16 protein-coding genes are annotated in these 23,147 nt (G+C 37.3%); 4 read left to right on the top strand and 12 right to left on the bottom strand.

Translation table 11 applies throughout. The annotated features are described in order from the left end of the window. Positions 1-13 precede the first annotated feature (13 nt). Entirely contained in the window at positions 14-889 is an 876-nt protein-coding gene (locus AC27IF_RS13965) for a beta-keto acid cleavage family enzyme (protein ID WP_487054952.1), read from the bottom strand. Between the two features lie 13 nt (positions 890-902). Beyond that, complete coding sequence (locus AC27IF_RS13970; RefSeq protein ID WP_487054953.1) at positions 903-1,820, bottom strand: 3-hydroxyacyl-CoA dehydrogenase family protein; 918 nt, start codon at positions 1,818-1,820, stop codon at positions 903-905. Between the two features lie 322 nt (positions 1,821-2,142). Between AC27IF_RS13970 and AC27IF_RS13975 the strand changes: the two genes are divergently transcribed. Next, a complete protein-coding gene (locus AC27IF_RS13975) occupies positions 2,143-2,916 on the top strand; it encodes an IclR family transcriptional regulator (protein ID WP_487054954.1) in 774 nt (257 codons plus the stop codon). Between the two features lie 35 nt (positions 2,917-2,951). Here the strand turns inward: AC27IF_RS13975 and AC27IF_RS13980 are convergent, their stop codons facing one another. Both AC27IF_RS13980 and AC27IF_RS13985 read right to left on the bottom strand, forming a co-directional pair. Beyond that, a complete protein-coding gene (locus AC27IF_RS13980) occupies positions 2,952-3,575 on the bottom strand; it encodes a glutathione S-transferase family protein (protein WP_487054955.1) in 624 nt (207 codons plus the stop codon). Between the two features lie 288 nt (positions 3,576-3,863). Further along, positions 3,864-5,330 carry a sodium:solute symporter family protein gene (locus tag AC27IF_RS13985; RefSeq protein WP_487054956.1) on the bottom strand — a complete coding sequence of 489 codons (1,467 nt, stop codon included), beginning with the start codon at positions 5,328-5,330 and terminating at the stop codon, positions 3,864-3,866. 519 nt (positions 5,331-5,849) lie between these two features. Here AC27IF_RS13985 and AC27IF_RS13990 point away from each other — a divergent pair. Together AC27IF_RS13990 and AC27IF_RS13995 are read left to right on the top strand one after the other, a co-directional pair. After that, positions 5,850-8,165: a TonB-dependent receptor gene (locus AC27IF_RS13990; protein ID WP_487054957.1), complete on the top strand. Its 2,316-nt coding sequence runs from the start codon at positions 5,850-5,852 to the stop codon at positions 8,163-8,165. Between the two features lie 172 nt (positions 8,166-8,337). Beyond that, positions 8,338-8,694 (top strand): carboxymuconolactone decarboxylase family protein, encoded by a 357-nt coding sequence (locus AC27IF_RS13995; RefSeq protein ID WP_487054958.1) that lies wholly within the window; start codon positions 8,338-8,340, stop codon positions 8,692-8,694. A 73-nt stretch (positions 8,695-8,767) separates the two neighbouring features. On the opposite strand, the gene AC27IF_RS14000 is transcribed toward AC27IF_RS13995, so the two are convergent. Next, complete coding sequence (locus AC27IF_RS14000; protein ID WP_487054959.1) at positions 8,768-9,523, bottom strand: substrate-binding periplasmic protein; 756 nt, start codon at positions 9,521-9,523, stop codon at positions 8,768-8,770. A 185-nt stretch (positions 9,524-9,708) separates the two neighbouring features. On the opposite strand from AC27IF_RS14000, the gene AC27IF_RS14005 reads away from it, so the two are divergent. Then, the gene (locus tag AC27IF_RS14005; protein WP_487054960.1) at positions 9,709-11,028 is read left to right on the top strand and encodes an MFS transporter; all 1,320 of its coding nucleotides are present in this window, start codon (positions 9,709-9,711) and stop codon (positions 11,026-11,028) included. A 122-nt stretch (positions 11,029-11,150) separates the two neighbouring features. Here the strand turns inward: AC27IF_RS14005 and AC27IF_RS14010 are convergent, their stop codons facing one another. The 7 genes from AC27IF_RS14010 to lacZ are packed head-to-tail and all read right to left on the bottom strand — an operon-like array spanning position 11,151 to position 23,135. Beyond that, entirely contained in the window at positions 11,151-12,725 is a 1,575-nt protein-coding gene (locus AC27IF_RS14010) for a sodium/sugar symporter (RefSeq protein ID WP_487054987.1), read from the bottom strand. A 58-nt stretch (positions 12,726-12,783) separates the two neighbouring features. Further along, complete coding sequence (locus tag AC27IF_RS14015) at positions 12,784-14,451, bottom strand: right-handed parallel beta-helix repeat-containing protein (protein ID WP_487054961.1); 1,668 nt, start codon at positions 14,449-14,451, stop codon at positions 12,784-12,786. 7 nt (positions 14,452-14,458) lie between these two features. Next, positions 14,459-15,355: a hypothetical protein gene (locus AC27IF_RS14020; RefSeq protein WP_487054962.1), complete on the bottom strand. Its 897-nt coding sequence runs from the start codon at positions 15,353-15,355 to the stop codon at positions 14,459-14,461. A gap of 55 nt (positions 15,356-15,410) precedes the next feature. Beyond that, entirely contained in the window at positions 15,411-16,940 is a 1,530-nt protein-coding gene (locus AC27IF_RS14025; RefSeq protein ID WP_487054963.1) for a sulfatase family protein, read from the bottom strand. 1 nt (position 16,941) lies between these two features. Continuing rightward, positions 16,942-18,351: a sulfatase-like hydrolase/transferase gene (locus AC27IF_RS14030; RefSeq protein ID WP_487054964.1), complete on the bottom strand. Its 1,410-nt coding sequence runs from the start codon at positions 18,349-18,351 to the stop codon at positions 16,942-16,944. An 11-nt stretch (positions 18,352-18,362) separates the two neighbouring features. Further along, positions 18,363-19,796 carry a sulfatase gene (locus AC27IF_RS14035; protein ID WP_487054965.1) on the bottom strand — a complete coding sequence of 478 codons (1,434 nt, stop codon included), beginning with the start codon at positions 19,794-19,796 and terminating at the stop codon, positions 18,363-18,365. Positions 19,797-19,805: 9 nt separating this feature from the next. Then, on the bottom strand, positions 19,806-23,135 hold the full coding sequence (lacZ, locus tag AC27IF_RS14040) for a beta-galactosidase, LacZ type (protein ID WP_487054966.1): 3,330 nt from the start codon (positions 23,133-23,135) through the stop codon (positions 19,806-19,808). Positions 23,136-23,147: the final 12 nt, after the last annotated feature.

Here is a 23,147-nt window from a genome sequence, read left to right on the forward strand (position 1 = left end):
TAAATGATGTTATTTAATTCTTAATTGGACAGTTTTTTAAATTGAGTATTTGACGTGCTTCATCTGGCGTAGCAATCTTTTTGTCAATTTCAGCCACCATACGTTGAGTTCGTTCGACAAATTCAACATTAGATTTAGCTAACTGGCCTTTTCGATAGTAGATGTTATCTTCCATTCCTACTCGAAGATGACCGCCTAATGCCAATGATGCGTACATAATTGGTAAATGCCCTCTGCCGATGCCTAGAGCTCCCCAAGTGAAATTATCGCCTAAGTGTTGTTGGCAAATATCTAATAAAAACATTAAGTTTTTAACTTCTGCAGTCATGCCCCCTGGTGCTCCTAGAACAAATTGAAAGTGAGGTCGCTCGTTTAATAGCCCTTTTTTCAAATAATAAAGTGCGTTGTAGATCATACCTGCATCAAAAATCTCAATTTCAGGTTTAACATCACATTCGGCTGTTGCTATCGCGAGCTTTTCTAAAAATTTAGGACTATTTTCAAAAATGGTGCTGTGCGCCCAATTCATAGTGCCGGCATCAAAAGATGAAATTTCAGGACGTAACTCTTTTAAAGGCATCATACGAAGTTCATCAGCTGGCAATGCATTTGGATCGCTTAAATCTCCACCTGATGTTGTTAGGTTTATAACAATATCGCAACGGCTTCGAACTAGCTCAACCGTTTCACGAAACTTTTCTAAGTCCATTGAGGCATTGCCTTGGTTATCACGCACATGAATATGGGCGATAGATGCACCGGCTTCCCAACAACGTACTATTTCATCTGCTTCATCAACAGGCGTAAGAGGAATATATGGGGTTATATCTTTTGTCGGCCATGCACCCGTGCAGGCGACAGTTAGCATTACTTTATCGTCAAGTGACATTATTAGCCTCGCTTTAATTGTCTGAATGTGGAAATGGATTTTCAGTAACTTTTATAAGGTACTGTATTAGATTCTGTTGTACTTCTTCAGCCTGTTCCTGACTCCAACTTCTTAATCCTTTATTTGTTTTGATACCAAGTTCACCACTAGTAATTTTGTCTAACAAAATCTTAGCTGGACCTGTATCTTTATTTAGGTCGGCAAGCACAACATTATGAATATCTTGAGTTAAGTCGAGCCCAACTAGATCTGCATTCTCGATGGGACCGAGTACAGGTAAACGCATACCAAAACTATTTTTAACTGCTATATCAACTGTTTCTGCATCACAAACACCATCATTCACCAGCGCAATAGCTTCTCGCCATAATGCGTGTTGCATCCGATTTGCAACAAAGCCTGTTACATCTTTTTTTACGTGAATAGGTTGTTTACCGACTTCATGTAACAATGAAATAGTTTTTTCAATAGCATTTGGTGATGATCGATTTGATTGAACAACTTCAACGAGAGGAATTAAGAATGGAGGATTCCACCAATGCGTTCCTACAAGCCTACCACCGTGCTCTAAATCTTCACCTATATCACTAATCGGGATAACAGAGGTATTACTTGCTAAAATTGCATCATCTTGAACTAAAGGAAGAAGATCTTTAAAAATTGATCTTTTAATCGCTAATTTTTCTGGTGCGGCTTCAAAAACAAAATCTGCATCATGTACTGCATCATTTAGTGTTTTACAGGCAATGATATTTTTTAGGCAGTCATGAGAAGTTTTCATTAAATCAAGATTCTGACTAATACGCTTATGCAAAGTGTCAAGAGATGAAGAAATAGGATCATAAACTTTGGTATTTAGACCCTTGCAGGCAAATACCTGAGCTATTCCTGCTCCCATAAAACCTGCACCTATAATTGCTATTTTTGTCATGTGTCCTCGCTAGTATCAAAAAGCCAAATACTTTAAACAGATATACTTATCTTATTAAAACTTGACTGCCACCCTAAAGATGAACCACTATATGGTACATTAAACCCATATAGTGATTTATGGTACATCCTGTACCATAATACGATACATGTCAACCATAAAAAATATTTGTTATGTGTTTTTATGGGAAGTTTGGTTACAGTGAATAAATAATAATGACTTTTAATAAGTTATATGTAATTTAGCCGTGCTAGTTTGTATTGCATCGTGATACACTTGATGCGAAGTAAATAAGTAAGGTTATGACAAAAAGGATATACAGATGAGTACTGAAACTGGTTCCCGCCAAGGAATACAGGTTATATCAAGAGCCGTTAAGATTCTAAGATCCCTTGAAGGAAAGTCTGATGGACTTAGCTTAAGTGCTATAGCAAATATTGTTGATTTACCTAGATCAACAGTACAAAGAATAGTTTATGCCTTGGCTTCTGAGCGATTTCTTATTTCAGCGACTCAATCATCTAGAGTGCGTTTAGGACCAGGATTAGTTTCATTAGGCTCGGCGGCAAAAGCAGACATTGACCGCGTATTACTACCACACATGAAAAATTTATCACTCGAGATTGAAGAAACAATCGATCTATCTGTTCAAGATGGAGATATGATGATATTCATTGATCAGGTGGTTTCTAATACGCAAAAATTGCGCGCTGTTTCATCAGTAGGCGATGCATTTCCGGTGTACAGTTGCGCCAATGGAAAAGCTATACTGGCAACAATGACAGATGAAGAGCTTATTCGTTTTATTGAAGAAAACCCAATAAAAGCACTAACTGAAGTATCAATTACTGACAAAAACCAGTTATTGGAAGAAATATCAGTAATAAGAAAAAAAGGCATTGCTTTTGATAAGGAAGAGCATTGCGAAGGTGTTTGTGCTGTTGGTATTGCTATTAAAGATCCTTATGGAAGAAATATAGCGATTTCGATTCCAGTTCCTTCCGTTCGCTTTAATCGCAATAAAAAGTTGCTTAGTGCGAAGCTTCTTGAATTTAAAGCGATTATAGAATCAGCGTTAGGGCGAGTTGCTGATTAGGCGCAATTTCTCATACTTTCAACTATAAAGTTATGTTAACTATTTTCAATAGCATTTCTTCTATGGAAGCTAGGCCTTGATTCAACTATTTTTTGATGGGCTAAAATCGCTGGAAATTTATCTAGCGAATAACCTCCTCGCAAAGCTCTCGTACAGCACCAGTGCATATAGACATCAACAATAGACCATTGCTCGCCATACCAGTAAGTTGACTCCATTAGACGATTTTCCGCAATCTCAAAGTATACTTTGAGTGCGGCCTCCCCTTTTTGTACTACGTCATCAACATCACTACTTACGGTATAAAATGAAGGCATGCAGACATGACGAACTGATGGATGAAATGAACTCGAAAACCACATCAAATCAGAATAATAAAATGACTTTTGATATGTATTCCCTGTTGAAGGAAGGAGCTTCGAACCCGGAACTAATGAATTTAAATAAATTAGTATCGCGGGATTTTCGGTCAATAGTTTGCCGTCAATAACCAAAGCAGGAACCTTACCATGCGGGTTTATTTGTAAGTATTCAGCTTTTTTTTGTTCGCCTGAAGCGAGATCTACCTTTCTATATTCGCACTTAAGATCCAATTCTTCTATTGCATTTATCGTTACACCTGAGCACGCCCCAGGTGAGTAATATAAAACTAAAGACATCCTTATTTCCTTGTCGTTGATTAAAGTAACAATCACTTTACCGTGTAAATTTAATCATCATCTGAATGATTGGCATAACGCATAGCGATAGCGTAAAAAACAACACCAAAAATAATAACACCTAACATCCATAGCTCTGTTGATGAGTCCATTGTCATAATTATTCTCCCAATTTTTCAATAATTTTTGAAATAACAGTCGAGATAAGAACAATAGTTATAATAGTTCCTAAGGCGATTAAAAATAGCTCTGTCGCAATATTCATATATATACTCCTAATGCTTAAATTTATATTGTTTGAACAAGATTACTTTCATGAGTTTTAGAAAATAGCCCTGGCTTAGATTGCTTAGCTAAAAAATTACCTATGATGGTGGAGGTCAATGCAACGATCGCAACAATATGAGCATTCTCTAGATACGCTAAACCGATTATTTGTTTAATACTAGTGAATGACCACAATAAATTTACTAGCCAAGAAATCATTACAACAAAATGCGCCACACGTGAATTTCGTTTCCAAAAAAGACCCGCAACAATAATGAAGAAAAAAGGAACGAGCCATGCAAATAACCAAGTAATAGCTAAGATAACGTTAGGATGTAAGAAAAAAGTTAAACCTGCGGCAATAATACCTATAGCAAAAATAACATAACGGATCAGATTTTTTTCCCGCTCAGGCTCTAAACCACCTTCTACGTTCGCACCAATAATGTCTTTAGCAAAAATAGTCGCTGGCGCTAGGGCTGACATAGCAAAAGTTGATAACAGTGCTCCTAAAAAGCCTGCTTGTAATAATACAACTAACCAAGTTGGAAACAATTCTACAATCATAGTGGCTCCCGCTAGTTTTGGTCCTAGTTCTGCAAACTCAGGAATAGTGGCAGCAGCTAATCCAACTAAAACAGGAAACACTCCAAACAAACCATTAATAGGTGCTGCAATCCAGAGTGATCTTTTTATTACTTTCTCGTTTGCTGCTGACATTGCCGCTTGCATGCCTTGCTGGTTGACCGATTGAGAAAAAACAACTGAAAATATTGCCGCTAATGAAAACCCTACCAGTAAATCTGGTGTAGCTAATATTGATAGTTTAAATTCTTCGCCTGTAGATACATAGTGCTGAGCAACCCCTTCCCAGCCTTCTGGCAGGACAAAAGCCAAATATATACCCGCGATAATAATAGATGTGTACATAACGATGGCATTAACTAAGTTTACCCACATCGTTTGTTTAATACCGCCCATACTTACATAAGCAGTTCCTATCGCAGCTCCGACTACAGCAGACCAACCAAGAGACCACCCTGACATAGCGGATATACCTATCCCCAAAGTTTGAGTTTCTAAAGTCACTAGGCCGAAAACCACCATAGCTCCCACACAGGCGGTATAGGTTCGTAAACGTTTATTATATAACTTACCAATTAACTCAGGGATAGTTGCTGTACCAATGCGCCTGATCCAACGACCAGTACCCAGACAGATAACACAAATTAAAATGGTATGAGCGAAACAAAACCATAATGCCACAGCCCCCATTACAAATGACATTTCCATTAACCCGTATACGTGTGCAGAACCTAAATAAGTTATCGCAAGTGTTACTGAGAACATTGCGATATTAGCATCTCGCCCCCCTAATGCCATATCTGTCACTACATGGCTTTTTTCTTCTTTCCACTTTAGGTACCATCCAATACTGCCTATAACAATGACATTATATATTAATACCATTATCAATATTCCGCTCATACTTCCCCCTCAGATATGGTTAACTTACTCAATAAACAACTGAATTTATTTGTTTTTATATTTATAGTAAAAAATCACAAGGCTTGGTGTGTTTTATTTTACTACAGAGATGTATTTCGACATTTTTTCCTAGACTAAATTCCCCCTATAACCCGACCCGAAAAACACACCACATTGCGAAATTAAAGTATCACATAATGATACAGTTAAAAATATTTTATTTTATTGAAAATAAAATACACATAGCAAAGATACAAATAACCTTCTATTAAACAATTAATTAAATAAAGTTATTTAATTTTAATTACTCCATTAAAGTTTTTATTTCATAAAAAATTCTTTTTAATTTTGATTAATTATTGACATGGCTTAAAAAACAAACGTAGTATAACCATAATGTGATACAGCATCACCGCAAAACGATACAGCAATAATGTATCAATATAATTATAAAAATTAATATCATTCAAACAAAAATTAAAGTTCTACAATAAGCTTAAGATATGGGGAAACTAAAACATGAAAACATTTAAACTGAATCCAATACTTAAATCGTTAGCTATAGTATTAACGGGTTTGAGTATCCAAGTTCAAGCCGAAGAAGAAACGACTGCCGTTACAAATATAGAAACATCATCGCCCACTTTAGAAGTTATTCAAGTGACCTCACAAAAAAGAGTGCAAACCCTTCAAGAAGTACCAGCAACGATTACAGCTGTATCGGGTGACTTACTAAAAGATCAAGGTGTTGATAACTTGTTTGACATGGCTGAACTGGTACCAGGTATGGTTTTTTCACGGGCTCCAGATGATGGCTTAGCACTTACTTTACGTGGCTTAGGAACACCTGCCAGAACGCAATCTTTCGATCAATCGGTAGCCCTATTTCAAGACGGCATGTTTGTGGGTAAAGGTAGAATGTATTCTGCTGCCTTCTTTGATGTTGAAAGAGTTGAGGTTATTAAAGGTACACAAAGTACTTTACTAGGTAAAAATACCAGTCTCGGTGCTATCAGTGTTATTTCAAGAAAACCTACTGAAGATTTTGAAGCAAATATCATGGCCAGTACCGAATTTGTAAATGGCGGTACAATTATTGATGGTGCTATCAATATCCCCTTAAGTGATAATTTACAAATTCGCGTTGCTGGGCATTATGTAGATAAAAATGGCTACGTTGAAAATTTAGCAACAGGAAGAGATGTTCCTGAAGATAACGATGTTGGTCTTAGAGCAACAGCTGTTTATACTCCAACTGATGATTTAACTATTACAGCAGCATATCAACATTCAGATTCAGAACGAATCGGTAATGGATACCAATATGTAGACAATGGTAATTACTTTAGTGAGGATGTTTTAGACATTATTGGTGAAGCTCAACTTGATGAAACAAAAACAGCAATATGTGTTGAATGTCCGAATGGCGAGAGTTATCACGAGACTACAGTTGATTCATACAACTTAACCATAGAGCAGTATTTTGATGACTTACTGTTTACCTCAGTAACCTCTTATGCTGAATATGACATGGTATTTTATGATGATTTCGATTTTGGTAATGCGTTTGATGAGTTGACCTACGTACAAACAGGCGAAGTAGAGTTTTATAGTACCTATTTTAAACGTGGCGAGACTTACGACCAATTTTCTCAAGAGTTTCGTTTAGCTTCTGAAGATGGAGATAACTTTGATTATATGGTTGGGGTATTTTACTTTAAGAGTGATTGGGATTCATTAGAAGAGCAGTTTTTTAATACCCCAAACTTCCCTCCTGTTGGGCCAACAGGCCAAATATTTAACGGCTCTTTTGGTAATGATTTTAAACAAATAACTGAAACTGTCTCTGCTTTTGTACAATCCGATTATTATGCAACTGACGAGTTAACTATTTCCGCAGGCTTACGTTATACGGATGAAAGTAAAGATGTAGTCTTTAATCGTATTCAAGGGCCCTATGCTACTTTATGGAATACGGTTATTAACCCTCCTTTTGAATCTAACTTAGAATTCTCAGACAGTTTTTTAAACGGTAACCTTTCACTATCATACGAGTTATCTAAAGATACAGTAGTTTATACTTCTTATGGCTTAGGTAGCAAAACTGGTGGTTTTGCTGAATCTGCAGAAGTTACTAGTGCAGACCCTTCATTAGATGTATCAGAAGGTGGTGCACGAGTAAAGTCGGAAGAAACACATACCTATGAATTAGGAAGTAAAATGGTACTTCTTGATGATAGCATGAATTTAAACGTTGCTTTGTTTTACACTAAAATTAATGATTTTCAGGAAACCTCCTTTTTAGTAACAGATGCTAGTGCTGGTTTCTTAACTCAAAATGTGGATGTAGAATCACAGGGTATAGAGCTTGATAGTATGTTGCAATTTACTAGTGATTTAAGATTTAGTGGCGCCGTTACCTATGCTGACACAGTACATAAAGACGACGGCAGTGACTTAGCACAAGCACCAAAATTGACAGGTAATATAGGCTACTTTTATAACACAGACTTTTCTGATTATGATATAAGCTTTAGTTCAAGTGGTTTTGTTCGTTACCGTGGTGAAATGGTTAGCCAAATCAATGAAACTTACCCATCAGACAGCTTAACCACGTTAGACTTCACTTTCGGTATATCTTCACTTGAAGATACTTGGAAACTTATGCTTATCGTTAATAACATAACGAATACTCAAGCAAGTGAATTTAGTGGTCCACCAGCTGCACCTATTGGGGCTGTATTAGGTGCACCAACGGGTGATCAAGGTATCACTGCTGAAACACTCAATGCTCAGCGAACTATTACATTACAACTAAGCTATAACTTCTATTAATAGTACATAAGAGCCATGTTAGAAAATTTCTAGTATGGCGTTAATGCTTTACTAACTCATCAAGCCAACAAAGACGTTTCTTTGTTGGCTTTTATTTAAGAGCCTAATGCTAACTAGTAGTAGCGTTTTAATAAAAGTTATTTGAACATTTAATTAAATTGGAGTGTAACTGATGCAATCAACAGGTGAAAAATTAAGACGACAAGTAATGGGAGATAGTTTTGTAGATCAAGCATTAGCAAATGTTGACCAATTTACCGAGCCAATGCAACAGTACATTAACGACCATGGTTGGGGCGCAACATGGCAACGCAAAGGGATAGATTTAAAAACGCGAAGCTTAGTAACCATTGCTATGCTATCGGCACTTAAAGCACCACAAGAGCTGAAAGGTCATATACGTGGAGCATTAAATAATGGTGCTACAATTGAGGAAATACGGGAGGTTATTCTACATAGTGCAGTTTATTGTGGTGCTCCTGCAGCTCAAGAGGCATTTAGAGCCGCTAAAGAAGTATTCGCTCCCTAACACGCCTTTAGTGAAACTTAATAATTTTAGTCTATCTGTTCCATGTGATTTATTTAATGCTTCTTATAAGCCATCAATGTGCACTAAATTCGCTTGTTAAGTATGGTTGCCAATCAACAAATGGTTGATGAATAGTCTCCGTGATTTGCTGAAGTCGACCACTTTTTTTTAGTTCACGTAATGCACTAGAAATTATCCTATCTATCTCTGGTTGCCTTTTTCCTTGGGGGATAACAATACAAGAGTCCCATTCACCATATAAAGCTCTGCGTATATTTTGTATTTTGTTTTCTCTAATATAGTTATCAACTGCGTCTTGCTCCATAATATATCCGTCTATTCTTCCCTTAAGTAGTTTTTGGATTCCTTGTTCGATAGTGTTGTTTTCCATAATATCAAATAAAAACAACTGTTTGTGTCCGCGTTGGGTATCAATATCATATGTACTGACTTCTTGATGTTTTAATGGAGCGCTATTCGCTCTTGTGTAGAGCACAAATGAAACTTTGCTGATACATTCACTTGCATAAATAAAAGGCGTGGCTAGTTCAATATTAGAGCGTTTGATCATCGGTAAATGAAAATCAGCTACACCTGATTCTATATTCATCAATGAACGAGCAAAGGGGTATAAATCTATGGAAATATTTCCTTGGGTATATACATCATCAATGGCTTTAACTAATTCAACAAATCCTCCTGAAGGCTCCCCTCTTTTGCCTATTTCGGCATGTGGCGGTAACAGAGATAAGCTAGCTTTTAAGTCTTGCCCCTTAACATCGCTTAGATAAATAAAGTAAATTATTAATAATAAAAGTTTAATTTTCACTCAATTTTCTCTAGCTATTAATTAATAGTAATTTTAATTTTAGCATAAATATTTAAAAGCTATTCACACTCTACTTGCTAAGTTGACGTAAGTAACTGAATAGCTTAGTGTCAACTAAAGCATAAAATTATCGCTATTAGAGTCATCACTTAATAGCTCTACTGACAACAGCTCAAAGAGTAATTATGTCTATCCGTCCCCCGAAGCAAATAAATATTCTTATATCTATGTACCTCGGTTACGCGGCCATGATGATTTGTCGTCAAATGGTTACCATTTTAAGCCCCGCCTTGCTTGCCGATGAAACGTTAAACTTAACAAAAACAAATATTGGTGATTTTGCGGCTTATGGTACTTTAGGTGCGCTAGTGGGCAAGCTTATTTGGGGACCTCTTGCTGATAAAATTGGTGGTCGGTTTACTTTTTTAATCGGAATTTTTCTTACTGCAATGTTTATCATTGCATTTGGACTTTCACCCAATGTGATGGCTTTTACTGGATTTTCATTTCTACTTTATTGCACAAAATCTTCAGGATGGCCGGGGATGACAAAATTGGTTGGGGAATGGTATCACCCTCTCAGTTATGGGCGAGTTTGGAGCATTCTCGCAACCAGCTCTAGGTTTAGTGTTGTACTGGCTACCTTGTGCTTTGGCTGGTTGTTAAGCTTCTTGCACTGGCGAACGGTAGCGTTTATCGCAGCGGCTTTTGCACTTGTCATTTTTATCGGCTGTTATTTTTTCTTGAAAGAGAAACCCGAAGATCCTGACTTTTTCAAAGAAACTGAAAGCAGTTCAAATAATTTAGAACAGACCAAGGCATCGAAACAGGCGTTAAATAACAAATATAATCATCCTCTTCTAGGCACCACCACAATCGCAGGGCTAGTAACGTTTGCGAAAAGTCCCAGAGTTTGGCTAGTGGTGATTATGTTAATGGTGCTTACTTGTATGATGGCCTTTTTGGATTTTGTTGCACTTTATCTTATGGAAAGCTATAAATTGACGCCCTCGCAAGCCGCAATGGCCTCTACGGTATTTCCCGTTGGCTCTTTGCTCGGGCTTTTAGCATCAATCGCATTTTACGACCGCTTTTCAAAAAGAGGCATAAGGACAGTTTTAACCCTTGCACTAACCCTTAGTTTATTGAGTGTACTTACTTTACAGTATTTACCTTTATTTAATTTAAGTACTGAATCGAACTACCTAGTGGCATTAGGGGCAATTTTTCTATTTGCTTTTTCAATTTCTCCTGCCTATTACCTACCCATGTCAATATTTTCTATTGAATACGGAGGTCCCCATAGTGCAACATTAGTATGTTTAATTGATGCGTTCGGCTTTGCGGCCAGCGCAGCCTTTGCTTTTATTGGTGGCAGGTTGGCAGATAGTGCAGGAGGCTGGTCTAGCTTTATGAACATGCTAATTTTGATTTCTACTCTGGGTATCATATCCGTTTGGGCATTTATGCACTTAGAATATAAAGCGACTAACCGGATTGATTAACTACAAATAGTAATTCAAAAATACATAGTCTTGTCCATCTTTACTGATTTACATTTTACTTTCATATCTTGTTAGAGAATAACGCCTTGTAATCATACCGCTATCCTCTAACCAGCTTATCGCTACCACCAAGTTGCATATAAAGCAATCAAGATAAGTACAACCCCTATCGCAGCAACATTAAACGAAGTTTTGGTTTCAAAGCTTACTTCTGATAAGTCGACACTGCTATCTTCTTCATTGGGTTTGTCTGCAATAGAAACCAAATAACAAAGACCTAAACACAGTAAGAAGACTAAACCAACTCTGTCCATAAAAGGTAGCTCAGGCCATGCAAACTTAAGTAATAATGAAAATACTGCCGAGCCTATAGCTGCAGATAAAGCTCCCATTGACGTAGCTCGTTTCCAGAACATACCTAAAACAAAGATCACTACAATGCCTGGAGTAAAGAAACCAGTAAACTCCTGAATGTACTGGAACGCTTGATCAAACTTACCTAGTAATGGCTCTGCAACAATCAATGCAATACATAACGACACTAATGAAGCAATCCTACCGACATGAACATAGTGACGCTGGCTTTTATTTGGCTTATAGCGTGAATATAAATCCATAGTAAAAATAGTAGAAATACTGTTTGTCATAGAAGCAAGTGAAGAAACAATAGCAGCAACTAAAGCAGCAAAAATCAATCCTTTAATACCTGCTGGCATTAACGCCATCATTGATGGATATGCTTGATCGGGTGTCGTTAATGTTGGGTAAAGAATAACGGCGGCGATCCCAGGTAAAACGACAATAAGCGGCATTAGTAATTTAAGATAAGCAGCAAAAGCGATACCTTTTTGTGCTTCTTTTAAATCTTTCGCGGCTAATGCTCGCTGAATAATATATTGATTGAACCCCCAATAGCTAAAGTTCATAATCCACATACCGCCAATTAACACTGAGATACCAGGTAGACTCATATAGTGTTCATTTTCTGGGCTTAATATCATATCAAAATGACTTGGCATAGAATCAGTTAACACACCAAAACCAGCTAAAACACCTTGTCCATCTGAAACCGCATCAAGAGCTAAGTAACTGAGTAATAAGCCACCAAAAACTAACAGTACCACCTGCAAAATATCGGTGAAAGCAACCGCTTTTAAACCACCATATAATGAGTAAGCAACCGAGAATACTGCGAGAAAAATCATCCCGAACATCCAATCTACACCTGCGACACTTTCAATAGCTAAACCACCTAACCATAAGACGGCGGTTAAATTTACAAAAGTATAAACCGCTAACCAAAATACAGATAAGGTCGTTTTAACTCGACTATCAAAGCGCTGTTCAAGGTATTGCGGCATAGTAAATATTTCATTTTTCAAAAAAATAGGCAGCATATACTTACCGACTATCACTAAGGTAATGGCTGCCATCCACTCATATGACGCGATAGCTAACCCCATGGCATAACCAGAGCCAGACATACCAATAATTTGTTCTGCTGAAATATTTGCTGCAATTAAAGACGCACCAATAGCCCACCAAGGTAAGGATTTACTTGCTAAAAAATAATCCTCTGTATTCGCTCCTTCTTTTTTCTCATTACGAGAAATCCATAAAGCTAGGCACAACAAGCCTATTACGTAGACGACAAATATTGTACTGTCTAGCGTCCCTAATTTATTTGCAAAATCCATCATTTTTTTACCTTTTAGTTTTAGATTTATATGTAAGTAAGTTCATTAGTAAATTTAACTACTGAACTTCAATGGCACCGATATCGGGCAAACTTCGAATTGGATTATTCAAAATATCTGACTTTACTTTCAAGCCTACATTTAGTGTGATTTTGTCATCCGGTATCGGAGTAATTTCAATTCCTTTGTTCTTAATTAGTTGTAGATTGGTTGGTGTGTAGTCGACTTTATTTACGCCGCCTGCGTTGAGAAACCTTGCATTTCCCAAAATAGGAGAGCTATCTTTTATAGCAATTTCAGCTGGCCAGTTTGCGTGTTTCAAGAAAAGATTGTTTTGAAAAATCACTTTCTTTATTTCTTTATCATTGACCTTGTCAGCAAGATATTGGTCTCCTAAGACTGCTTTGCTTTTGCCGACAATATGAAAAATATTGTTGGCGATTAAGATGCCATTAGCCCTTTTATCTATGGCTATTTTGGCTTCAATAGTTTCGTCAACATAGATAGTGTTATTGTAGAAATAACTATTGAAAGGCCCCTGGCGTGCTTGATGTTTCCCTCTGTAACCACTTAACCAGAATATTTTCCCTTCTTGAAAAGCACCATCAGTACCTTTAATTCGGTGACCATCATTAACACTAATATTGTAGCGATAAGCATTGTTAAAATTATTACCTAATATTTCGCAGAACCCACCAGCATTGTTAGTACTTAAGTTGTACTGAACCACAACATTACTGCAATTGAAGTCAATATGAACGCCTGCAGAATCACCGGGACCATTGGCATTGCTAAATTCATTATGTTCAATAAGAATGTTATCACTACCCCATGTCCATAACCCGCTGCCCCTGCCCCATTTTCTTGAATCATCATTGCTACCAGAATAGTTCACCAAGTTATGGGCAAAATATCCATTCTTTACACCACTAAGTTGAATACCTGGACCACCCGTTTTAATTACTTTGTTATGTGTAACGTGTATATTTTGTATTTTTTTATATTTAGCTGTGAATTTAATACCAGTGTGAGCCACATTGGTAATGCTATTATTGCTGATAGTTAAATCAGTCATAATCGCACTTTCTACGTTGTTAATTACACGAATTCCCCAACCATAGCTTTGTTTGCCATTGGCTGTTTTAACTTCATTATTACCACGTTGAAATCCAGGCTGATGATAAAACACATCTTTTATTTGCAGTCGTTTCAACTCAATACCTTGGTAAATCCCCGCTTGTGTTGCTTTAATTAACACCCCTACTCGCATTGGTTTAACTTTAGTTTTACTTTTAACGCCAAGGTGAAAGTCCTTATCAACTTGTTCATTTTCAGTTGCCGTAGCACCAGACAAAGCTAAGTCCGTCACTTCAATATAGCTACTATTAATGATCATTAACGCTGCATTTTCATTACCTGCATCTATATAAGAAAATTGCTCATTACTATCTTGCAAAGAGTAGCTAGACACAATTATTGGTTTATTCTCTTTACCCTGTTGATTATTTAACAACAATTTCCCAAAAAATTGCTCTCCTTTAGCCAATAGTAATTTATCACCCGGTTGATATTGCTGATGACTCGCCCTGCTTAACGTTTTCCACGCCATATTGGCAGAGAGCCCCGTATTATCATCGTCGCCTTGAGGATGAACATAATAATCTACGGCATACAGCTTACTTATGAATATAAGGTAAAGTGCTAAGGTGGTTATTGTTTGTTTCACTTTATTCTCAATACCTTTCGTGATGATTGTTACTAGTTTTCTCTTGGCAACAAAGAGACAACCAGCTTTTTGTGTGTTCGTTATAAAACCCAAGACTCTGGTAGGCTTTTTTAATTACTCCTTTGTGGTGTAAAGTCTTTAGTCCTACTTGTAATGCCGAAAATATAGTTGCTGAAGTATCTTTGGTTTTATTAACAAAAATATGCCTAGAGTCATTAAAAGTTACTTTTAAGTTGGGCACAGGAATAAGCTTTACACCAGAAGTGACGATACTCATATCTGGCTCAGGTGAAAATTCAGCTAAAATAAAATCTCCCCGTTTAGCTTTAATCATTTTAAATAAGAGTTCCCAACTAGGATTACTATAAATATCAACACCTAACCCTGATAAAATTTGCCAATCATTTAAAAACTTCTTATTCGAAATAGCAGTAAAGTCTTTTAATTGCTTTAAATTACTGACGTTTAGTAACGATATATTTTCTTTAATCGTATAAATACCTTTTTCAAAATCTCCAGCAAACATTAAAGCTTCTGACGTATAAAGATTGTCATTTTTCTGACTTAACCAAGCTGAGCTGAACATTAAGTGAATAGAGCCTTTATTAAGTTCTTTTAACGCTCGACCATAATTAGGATACTCATGGAACTTAAAAATGGGGTCTATGCCACCGAGTATTAATGCTTGGCAAATTAATAATGCTTCAGCATATACTCTAGTAGAGCCTTGATAAGCGTATTCATTAATATCTAAACACGGACTTTTCTCTGTTATTTTTTCAAATCGACTTTTGGTAGCACTGTCAAAAATGACACCAACATCAATATTTACGCGTTGAGCAATCAATTGTGGTGAATATATAAAACTGACCATTGAAATTAGTAGTAAAACTAATATTTTCATCGTTCGATTCTCTCAGTATTAGTTAGCCGATCAAGAGGCTTTATCCTTGGGTAAATTACTTATTGTATTTTTTCCGATAATTTTCGCACTCAATACTAATACAGTGCTTACCCCAACGCTTTATAACATCAGCTACACCAGAGTCTGACTCGTTATATTGTCCTTGATCATCGGTTGTTTTTATCCAGTTTGTTAAGATACTCCGGTGATGTTCAAGCTGCTGGTTATAATTTTTATTTTGAGCTAAATTGTTTATTTCATATGGATCATTGATTAAGTCATATAGCTCTTCTGCGGGCCTTGTTGGCGCCATAAATGCGGCTTGGGCAGCTGTTAACTTCCCTGCTTTAAATAGCGCTTTATAAGCGGTCATAAAGGGAAACTTCTTTGGATATAAGTCGCGATACTGTGCTTGCATATAAGCACGTTCAGGAAAATAATTTTTGATGTATTTAAATTGTTCAGTGCGCACAGCGCGAATTCTATCGAAGGTATAATCTAATCTATCTCTTGCGGCTATGGTAAAAGTTTTTTCCTGATAGTTTTTCGCGAATAAGTCATCACCTTCCATAGACTTGGGGATAGTAATTCCAGCAATTGCTAATGAAGTAGTACCGATATCAATGCCACTGATAATATCTTGGCGCACAGCACCATTTTCCCGAAGTTTGTCATTACCTTTAAGCCAACTGACAACAAAAGGCACACGCAGACCTCCTTCGTAAACAAATTGTTTATGCCGAGGTAGTACCATGCCATGGTCAGTAAAGAAAAATATGGCTGTATTCTCTAATAGGTCATTTTCTTTAAGCTCGTCAATTATTTTGCCAACACGCATATCTGTAATGGCAATTTGTTCATAATGTCGTGCCCAAGCTTGTAAAAAACTGATATGTTTTGGGTAATATGGTGGAATTTTATCAACCATTGACTCAGGGTCTATACGTTTTATTGCCTTGGCTTTATCCTTGCCACCTTCAAGCTGTATTTGGCCAAAAAAAGGCTTACTTTTATCCAGTGCACTCAGTTTAAATTTCGCTCCTTTTTGTACAACAACTTTTGGATTAGCACGATATTTTTTTAACTTGTCTGTAATAGGGTCAAATGAAAACATCTCACTGTGTTTGTAATTAAAATTATAGTCTTCTTTACCCATATTAAAGGTTTGATAACCTTGCTGATTAAACAGTTCAGGAATGGTTTTATAACCTTTTGGCAAATAGATTTGAGCATTTTTACTTCTAGAGCTTCTGTGGTTATGAAGCCCTAGTGTGGTTGGCATAGCACCAGTAATAATCGCCGAACGAGTTGATGAACACACTGGGGCGGGCATAATAGCATTTCCAAATCTAACGCCTTGATTCGCTAATAAATCTATATTGGGTGTCGCCACGGTGTTATCGCCATAAGCCCCCATCCAATCATTCATATCTTCAACATAAATCCATAGAACATTAGGCTTAGTCGCGGCTTGAGCATAACCACTACATACGACAACTAATGACAATAACATTGTGAATAAATGAACTCTCATTAAGTTTGCAGCCTTGAACATTGTTTTTATGCCAACTTGAAGATTTGACATCTTATTCCCCCTTTGTATTTTTAACGCGTTCATTTTCGGTATGGCGCCCTTGCAAAGGCTTAAAAATAGGATCGATAAGCTCTTTCTCCCAAGACTTCATTTCTTCTAACTGCTGCTGATACTGTTTGCTATGAGCTTTAATTAAGTTTTTTTGCTCCGATAAATCATCGACTAAATTAAATAGATGCTCGCCATCTATCGCTGAATTAATCGCTTTCGAATTTCCACGACGTGTAGCTAACGTTCCTTGATCAAATGCTCGCCAAAAAAGGACATCATGTGGCGTTCCTTTATTTTTACCTGTAATAAATGGCATTAAGTTAACGCCATCAAGTGGACGCTCTTTAGCGATAGACGCTTTCGTTAGCCCAGCAAAGGTAGCTAATATATCTAACGAACTGACAGGGTTTTCATAATCATTACCAGCTGGGACTTTACCCGGCCAGCGCACGGCAAATGGTACATGAATCCCACCTTCAAAATAACTGCCTTTAAAGTCACGTAACTCGCCATTATCAGAGCCTTTGTTTCTTGCACCACCGTTGTCAGATAAAAAGAACACCATGGTATTTTCATCTATACCAAGTTCATCAAGCTTAGCTAGAATTCGACCAACACCATCATCAACAGCTGTCACCATGGCTGCATAGGTTTGGCGTTTTTTATCTTTTATATGAGTATTTCTATCTAAATATTCTTGGCTAGCCTGTAGAGGTGTATGTGGTGCGTTGTAAGCAAGGTATAAGAAAAATGGATTATCCTTTTCACGCTCAATAAATTTCACTGCTTCATTGGATAATTCATCCGTAAGGTATTCATCAATCTCAACGCGTTTGTCATTTTCCATGATTTTAGTGTTATACCAAGACCAATCTTTTTTCGCATTTTCAATGCTATCTATAGTGAGATCTTCAGGAAAGTATTTATGACCCCCCGAAAGAAACCCATAGAAATGATCAAAGCCTCTTTTATTGGGACGAAATTTTTCATGAGTGCCCATATGCCACTTGCCGATAATACTTGAGGTATAACCCAGAGGTTTTAGTACTTCAGAGATCATCTGCTCTTCGAGTGGCAAGCCTGAATTAGCATCAGTTGGGTCAATAATAGGATTACGGCCAAATCCAAAACGGCCTTGATAACGCCCTGTTAAGAGCCCTGCTCTACTTGGTCCGCAAACAGCATAAGTAACATAACCATTAGTAAATTTCGTGCCTTCATGGGCAATACGGTCAATATTTGGTGTGATAATGTCATTACTGCCATTAAAACCAACATCGGCATAACCTTGATCATCGGTCAGTATCACAATGAAATTAGGCTTTTCATTCGCTAGTGATATTGATGTATAAGCAAGTAAGCCAGTGAACAACAGCTTTTTTAAGGTATTCAATTTAATTAGGTATTTCATTGGATAAGCCCCTACTGCTTGTCTATGTCGGTGTAACGAGAGTAACGTTCGCGGTTTTGTTTAATCCACTTTGAGTGAGTTAAAAACATCGGAGCTTGTAGCTCTTTTTCCCAAGCAAAAAGCTTTTTCATTAATTTTCTAACTAAGAGAGGGTTTTCATTGGCAATATTGTTGCTCTCACTGATATCTTGGGCAACATTGTATAAAACCGCTGGTCTATCTGGATATCGAACTAGTTTATGATCACCATCACGTACAGCAGCAAAAGCGGCACGACGCCAAAACAATGTATGATGAGGTTTATCATCAACTTTATTATTCAAATAAGGCAATAAATCTACACCGTCCAGTTTATTTTTTCCTACTGGTTTTGTTTTAGCTGCGGCTAATGCCGTAGGTAAAATATCTAAGGCAGAAACCATTTCATCGTATTGAGTGCCTGCTTTGATATACCCTGGCCATGACATGGTAAATGGCACACGCACCCCCCCTTCATACAAGGTGCCTTTAACGCCAGAAAATGGTTTATTAATAGAGTAGTTATAATCTGATGGGCCACCGTTATCATTCAAAAACACCACTAAGGTATTTTCTGTTAACTGCAAGTTATCAAGTGCTAACATGACGAGGCCAACAGACTCATCAAGCGCCAAGGTCATGCCCGCTAAAGTACGGCGCTGTTCATCCTTAATATGGCTGAGCAATTTTTCATGCTCTGGTTTTGCTTCCATCGGCGCGTGAACCGCAGTGTATGAAAGGTATAAGAAAAAAGGATTGTCTTGGTTTCGTTTAATAAAGGAAATAGCTTCCTCACCTAAGCTATCCGTTAAATAGCCGTGATGTTTTACTTCCTTGCTATTACGGCGCATTTTACGGTACTCAGTGTTGTTACCTGCTTGCTCCCAATAACTACGCCCACCACCTAATAAGCCATAAAACTCATCAAAACCACGATTGTTTGGGTGGAAGTGCTCGGCCAGCCCTAAGTGCCACTTTCCTACTAAGCCTGTTTTATACCCTGCGGATTTTAGGTGATCTGCCATGGTTTTTTCTGAAACATTTATACCATTAAATTTTTCAACATCACCTGGCTCAGGTTTCACTGGCAAATTATACTCATGACCAAAACGCTGCTGATAGCGCCCTGTTAGCATACCTGCACGAGAAGGACTACATACTGAGGCACTTACATACCCTTGAGTAAATTTAACACCGCTACCTGCTAATTTATCTAAATTAGGGGTAGCGAAGTTAGCCTTACCAAAAGTATTACCACTAAAGCCGATATCGGCATAGCCTGCATCATCACTCATTATAACGATGATGTTTGGCTTGCTTTGTTGAGCATCATCTTGTGAAGCACTTGTTACCAATGGCAAACTCAGCAAAGATAAACATATAAGTATTTTAACAAAATGACTTAACGATATATTTTTCAGGTTCATAATTTTCACTTACTTGATTAATGGCGTTAATGAAAAACTGTATTGATAGTCTTTAGCGGGAATTAAGAATTCATCATGTGGCATAGCTCCCCAGCTATTATCACCACCAACCCCCATCTGTTGCATATCAATACGCACCGTGGTGCTATCACTTAAAGGCACAGCGGCACTATGTCGCGGCGCTTTTTTTACGTTATATAAATCAAATTTATTTAACGGCACTGCAGTAACATTTATAGGAATTGCAGATGATATTTTCAGGCCAATTCCTTGCTCATTTGTTAGGGTAAACCAACGAACATCGGATTTATTACCTGATTCTTGAGGTCTTGCATAGTCATGTAATTGCTTTGCTACTTGAGATTGATATATACCAACTGCCATGCTGGTTTTTCTATCGCTATAGCTTGATAGCGGTCCTCGTCCAAACCATTCAAGTTGTTGAAAGGTTTTGGAAACTTGCATATGCATACCGACACGAGGCATAAGCGGTAAGTTTTCTTTAAACGGGTTTAGTCTGCTGTTAACGTCAATTTGGCCATTAGCCAAAACAACATATTTTGTAGTTAGCTTTGCTACATCGCTTGCAAGGTTATGAACTGTGGTAATAGCAATACTATTGCTGTTTATTTGCTCTGCAGTAATAGATTCGAGGACTTGTTTCGTGGAGGCGTCTTGCCATACATTAAGTTTATAGTGCACACCCCAACCTTTATCGTTATCAGTAACTGCTCGCCAGAAGTTACCTGATAAACCTTGATCAATTAAGTCAATATTATTTACTCGGTATTGGCTTAATAAACCTGAGCTTTTATCAAACGTTATTGTTAGGTTTTCGCTTGAGATATTTACCGATTGCTCTGTTTCAACCAGACTTATTTCACCTAATGATTTAGTTTTACCATATACCTCTACCAGAGATTTAGTTGTATTATTCACTAAAGGAAATTGCTGCCAAGCAATCACATGTCCTTTAGGTAACAAGACATTATCACCCTGATTTTCAGTTGCTTTGATAGTTACAAAATACTCTGCACCTGCTTTTTGCTTAAATTGATGCAGTGGTAATTCAATCTCGCTTTGCTGACCCGCTAGGACATTAGGCTGGCTTAGTTTATCTGTGCCGATAACCTGTCCGTTTTCTTCTAGTGTCCAAGTAAAATCAAGATGTGATAAATCAATAAAATCATAACGATTAACTAACGTGACTTTAAAGCTGTTTTGCTCAAAGAACGTAAACTCAACCGGTTGATAAACTTTTTTCACTTCATGCGCATGCGGATTTAATGTTCTGTCTGGTTGAATTAAACCATTGGCTAAAAAGTTTTTGTTATTTTTACCATCATTGTAATCACCACCATAACCCCAGAAGTTATCGCCATTATCATTAGTTTCTAAGAAAGTTTGATCAACCCAATCCCAAATAAAACCACCTTGTAGTTGTTCATATTGATAGATAACTTGCCAGTATTTATCTAGATTACCGACACTATTCCCCATAGCATGCGCATATTCAGCCATGATCAGCGGTCTATCAGGGGTATTATTGGCATAGTCGGCTAACTCTTCAATACTGTCATACATGGGGGTGTAAATTTCAGAGTAATCAAGTATAAAGTGACCGGTTCTTGTGCCCCAACCGCCGTAAGTTACAGGGCGTGAGCTATCGTTTTCTTTTATCCATTGAGCTGCTTGTTTAAACGCAGTGCCCAAACCCGCTTCATTGCCTAATGACCACATGATCACTGATGGATAGTTTTTATCCCGCTCTACCATACGAGCTACACGCGCTAAATGAGCGGCTTGCCACTGTGGTTTAAAAGCTAAGTGATGTTTTTTCTGACTTTCTTCTCGATTAAAAGCGACCTTTTTCGTTATTGTTGATTCGGCTTTATCATCAAGCTGTTGCCTTTCGTCTGGCTGATTGCCAATTTGCATATATTTATGAGATTCAATATTGGCTTCATTCATTACATACAGGCCGTATTGATCAGCTAAGTCATACCAATAAGGATCATTAGGGAAGTGCGCTGTACGAACAGCATTGATATTAAGTTGCTTCATGAGTTCAATATCTTTTTTCATTGAAGCTTTAGTTAAGGCTCTGCCACCAATAGCGTGATGTTCAACGCGATTTACCCCTCGAATGGTAACGGGATTACCATTAACTAGAAACAAACCGTTATTCATTTCAAGTGTTCTAAAGCCGACATTTTGACGAATTACTTCTATTACTTTACCCGCTTTATTGAACAAGCTTATTTCTAATTGATAGAGATGAGGGGTTTCAGCAGACCAAGGGGAAACATGCTTGACCTCACTGGAGAATGCTATTGAACTGCTGTATTGACCTGTTTGCTGATTTTCTTGAAGGGATTTTTGTGCAAAATATACCTGTTGATGACCATCAAATAACTTAACTGCCAAAGACATTTGTTCATTTTCTTCAATAGCTAAATCAACCGAAACATTGAGTTGCCCATCTTTAAAGTTATTGACTAATGTTGATAATACTGAAAAGTCTACAATATGATTTTTTGGCGTTGCATATAAATAAACATCGCGTTCAATGCCACTTAAACTCCAACCATCTTGATCCTCTAAATAACTGCCATCAGACCAACGATAAACTTCAACCGCAATTTTATTCTTGCCTACTTTAAGGTGTTCGGTAATATTAAATTCTGCTGGCAACTTTGAACCTTGGCTGTAACCTACTTTTTGCCCGTTTACCCAAAGGTACATGGCAGAATTTACTGCGCCAAAATGAATGCGAACGTGTTGCCCTTGCCAATCATCAGGCAATTCAATGTATTTAACATAGGAGCTAACAGGGTTGTAACTATGAGGAATATTTGGCTGGTCAGCAGGAAAAACATAATCAATGTTCAAATAATGAGGAACGCCAAACCCTTGCCTTTCAACGTTTCCTGGTACACTAATATCATGCCACTGACTGGTATCATAATCAGTTTTATAAAAATCTATCTGCCTTGAACTTGGTTTATCAACCCAATTAAATTTCCATTCACCGTTTAACGACAAAAATCTAGCTGACTTGGTTGGCTTGTTATCAATAGCTAACTGAGCCGATTCATAAGCAAAAAAAGAGGCTCGTGCCGGTAATTTATTTATCTCGAAAATTTCCGGGTTTTCCCAATCTAGCTTTGCTGCGTTAACTGAAGTCTCTGTTGCTTCTTTTTTTACTAGCTCACCTCCACAACCAGACAATCCAACCAAAATACTTGTAATAGGCAGAATACTTTTTAGCAGCTGCTTTACTGATATTAAATTGTTGAATTTTATAAAACCTTGATGAATAGTTACTGATACCGCCATACTTCACTCCAA

It is taken from the genome of Colwellia sp. KS18-150 (genome assembly GCF_057551365.1).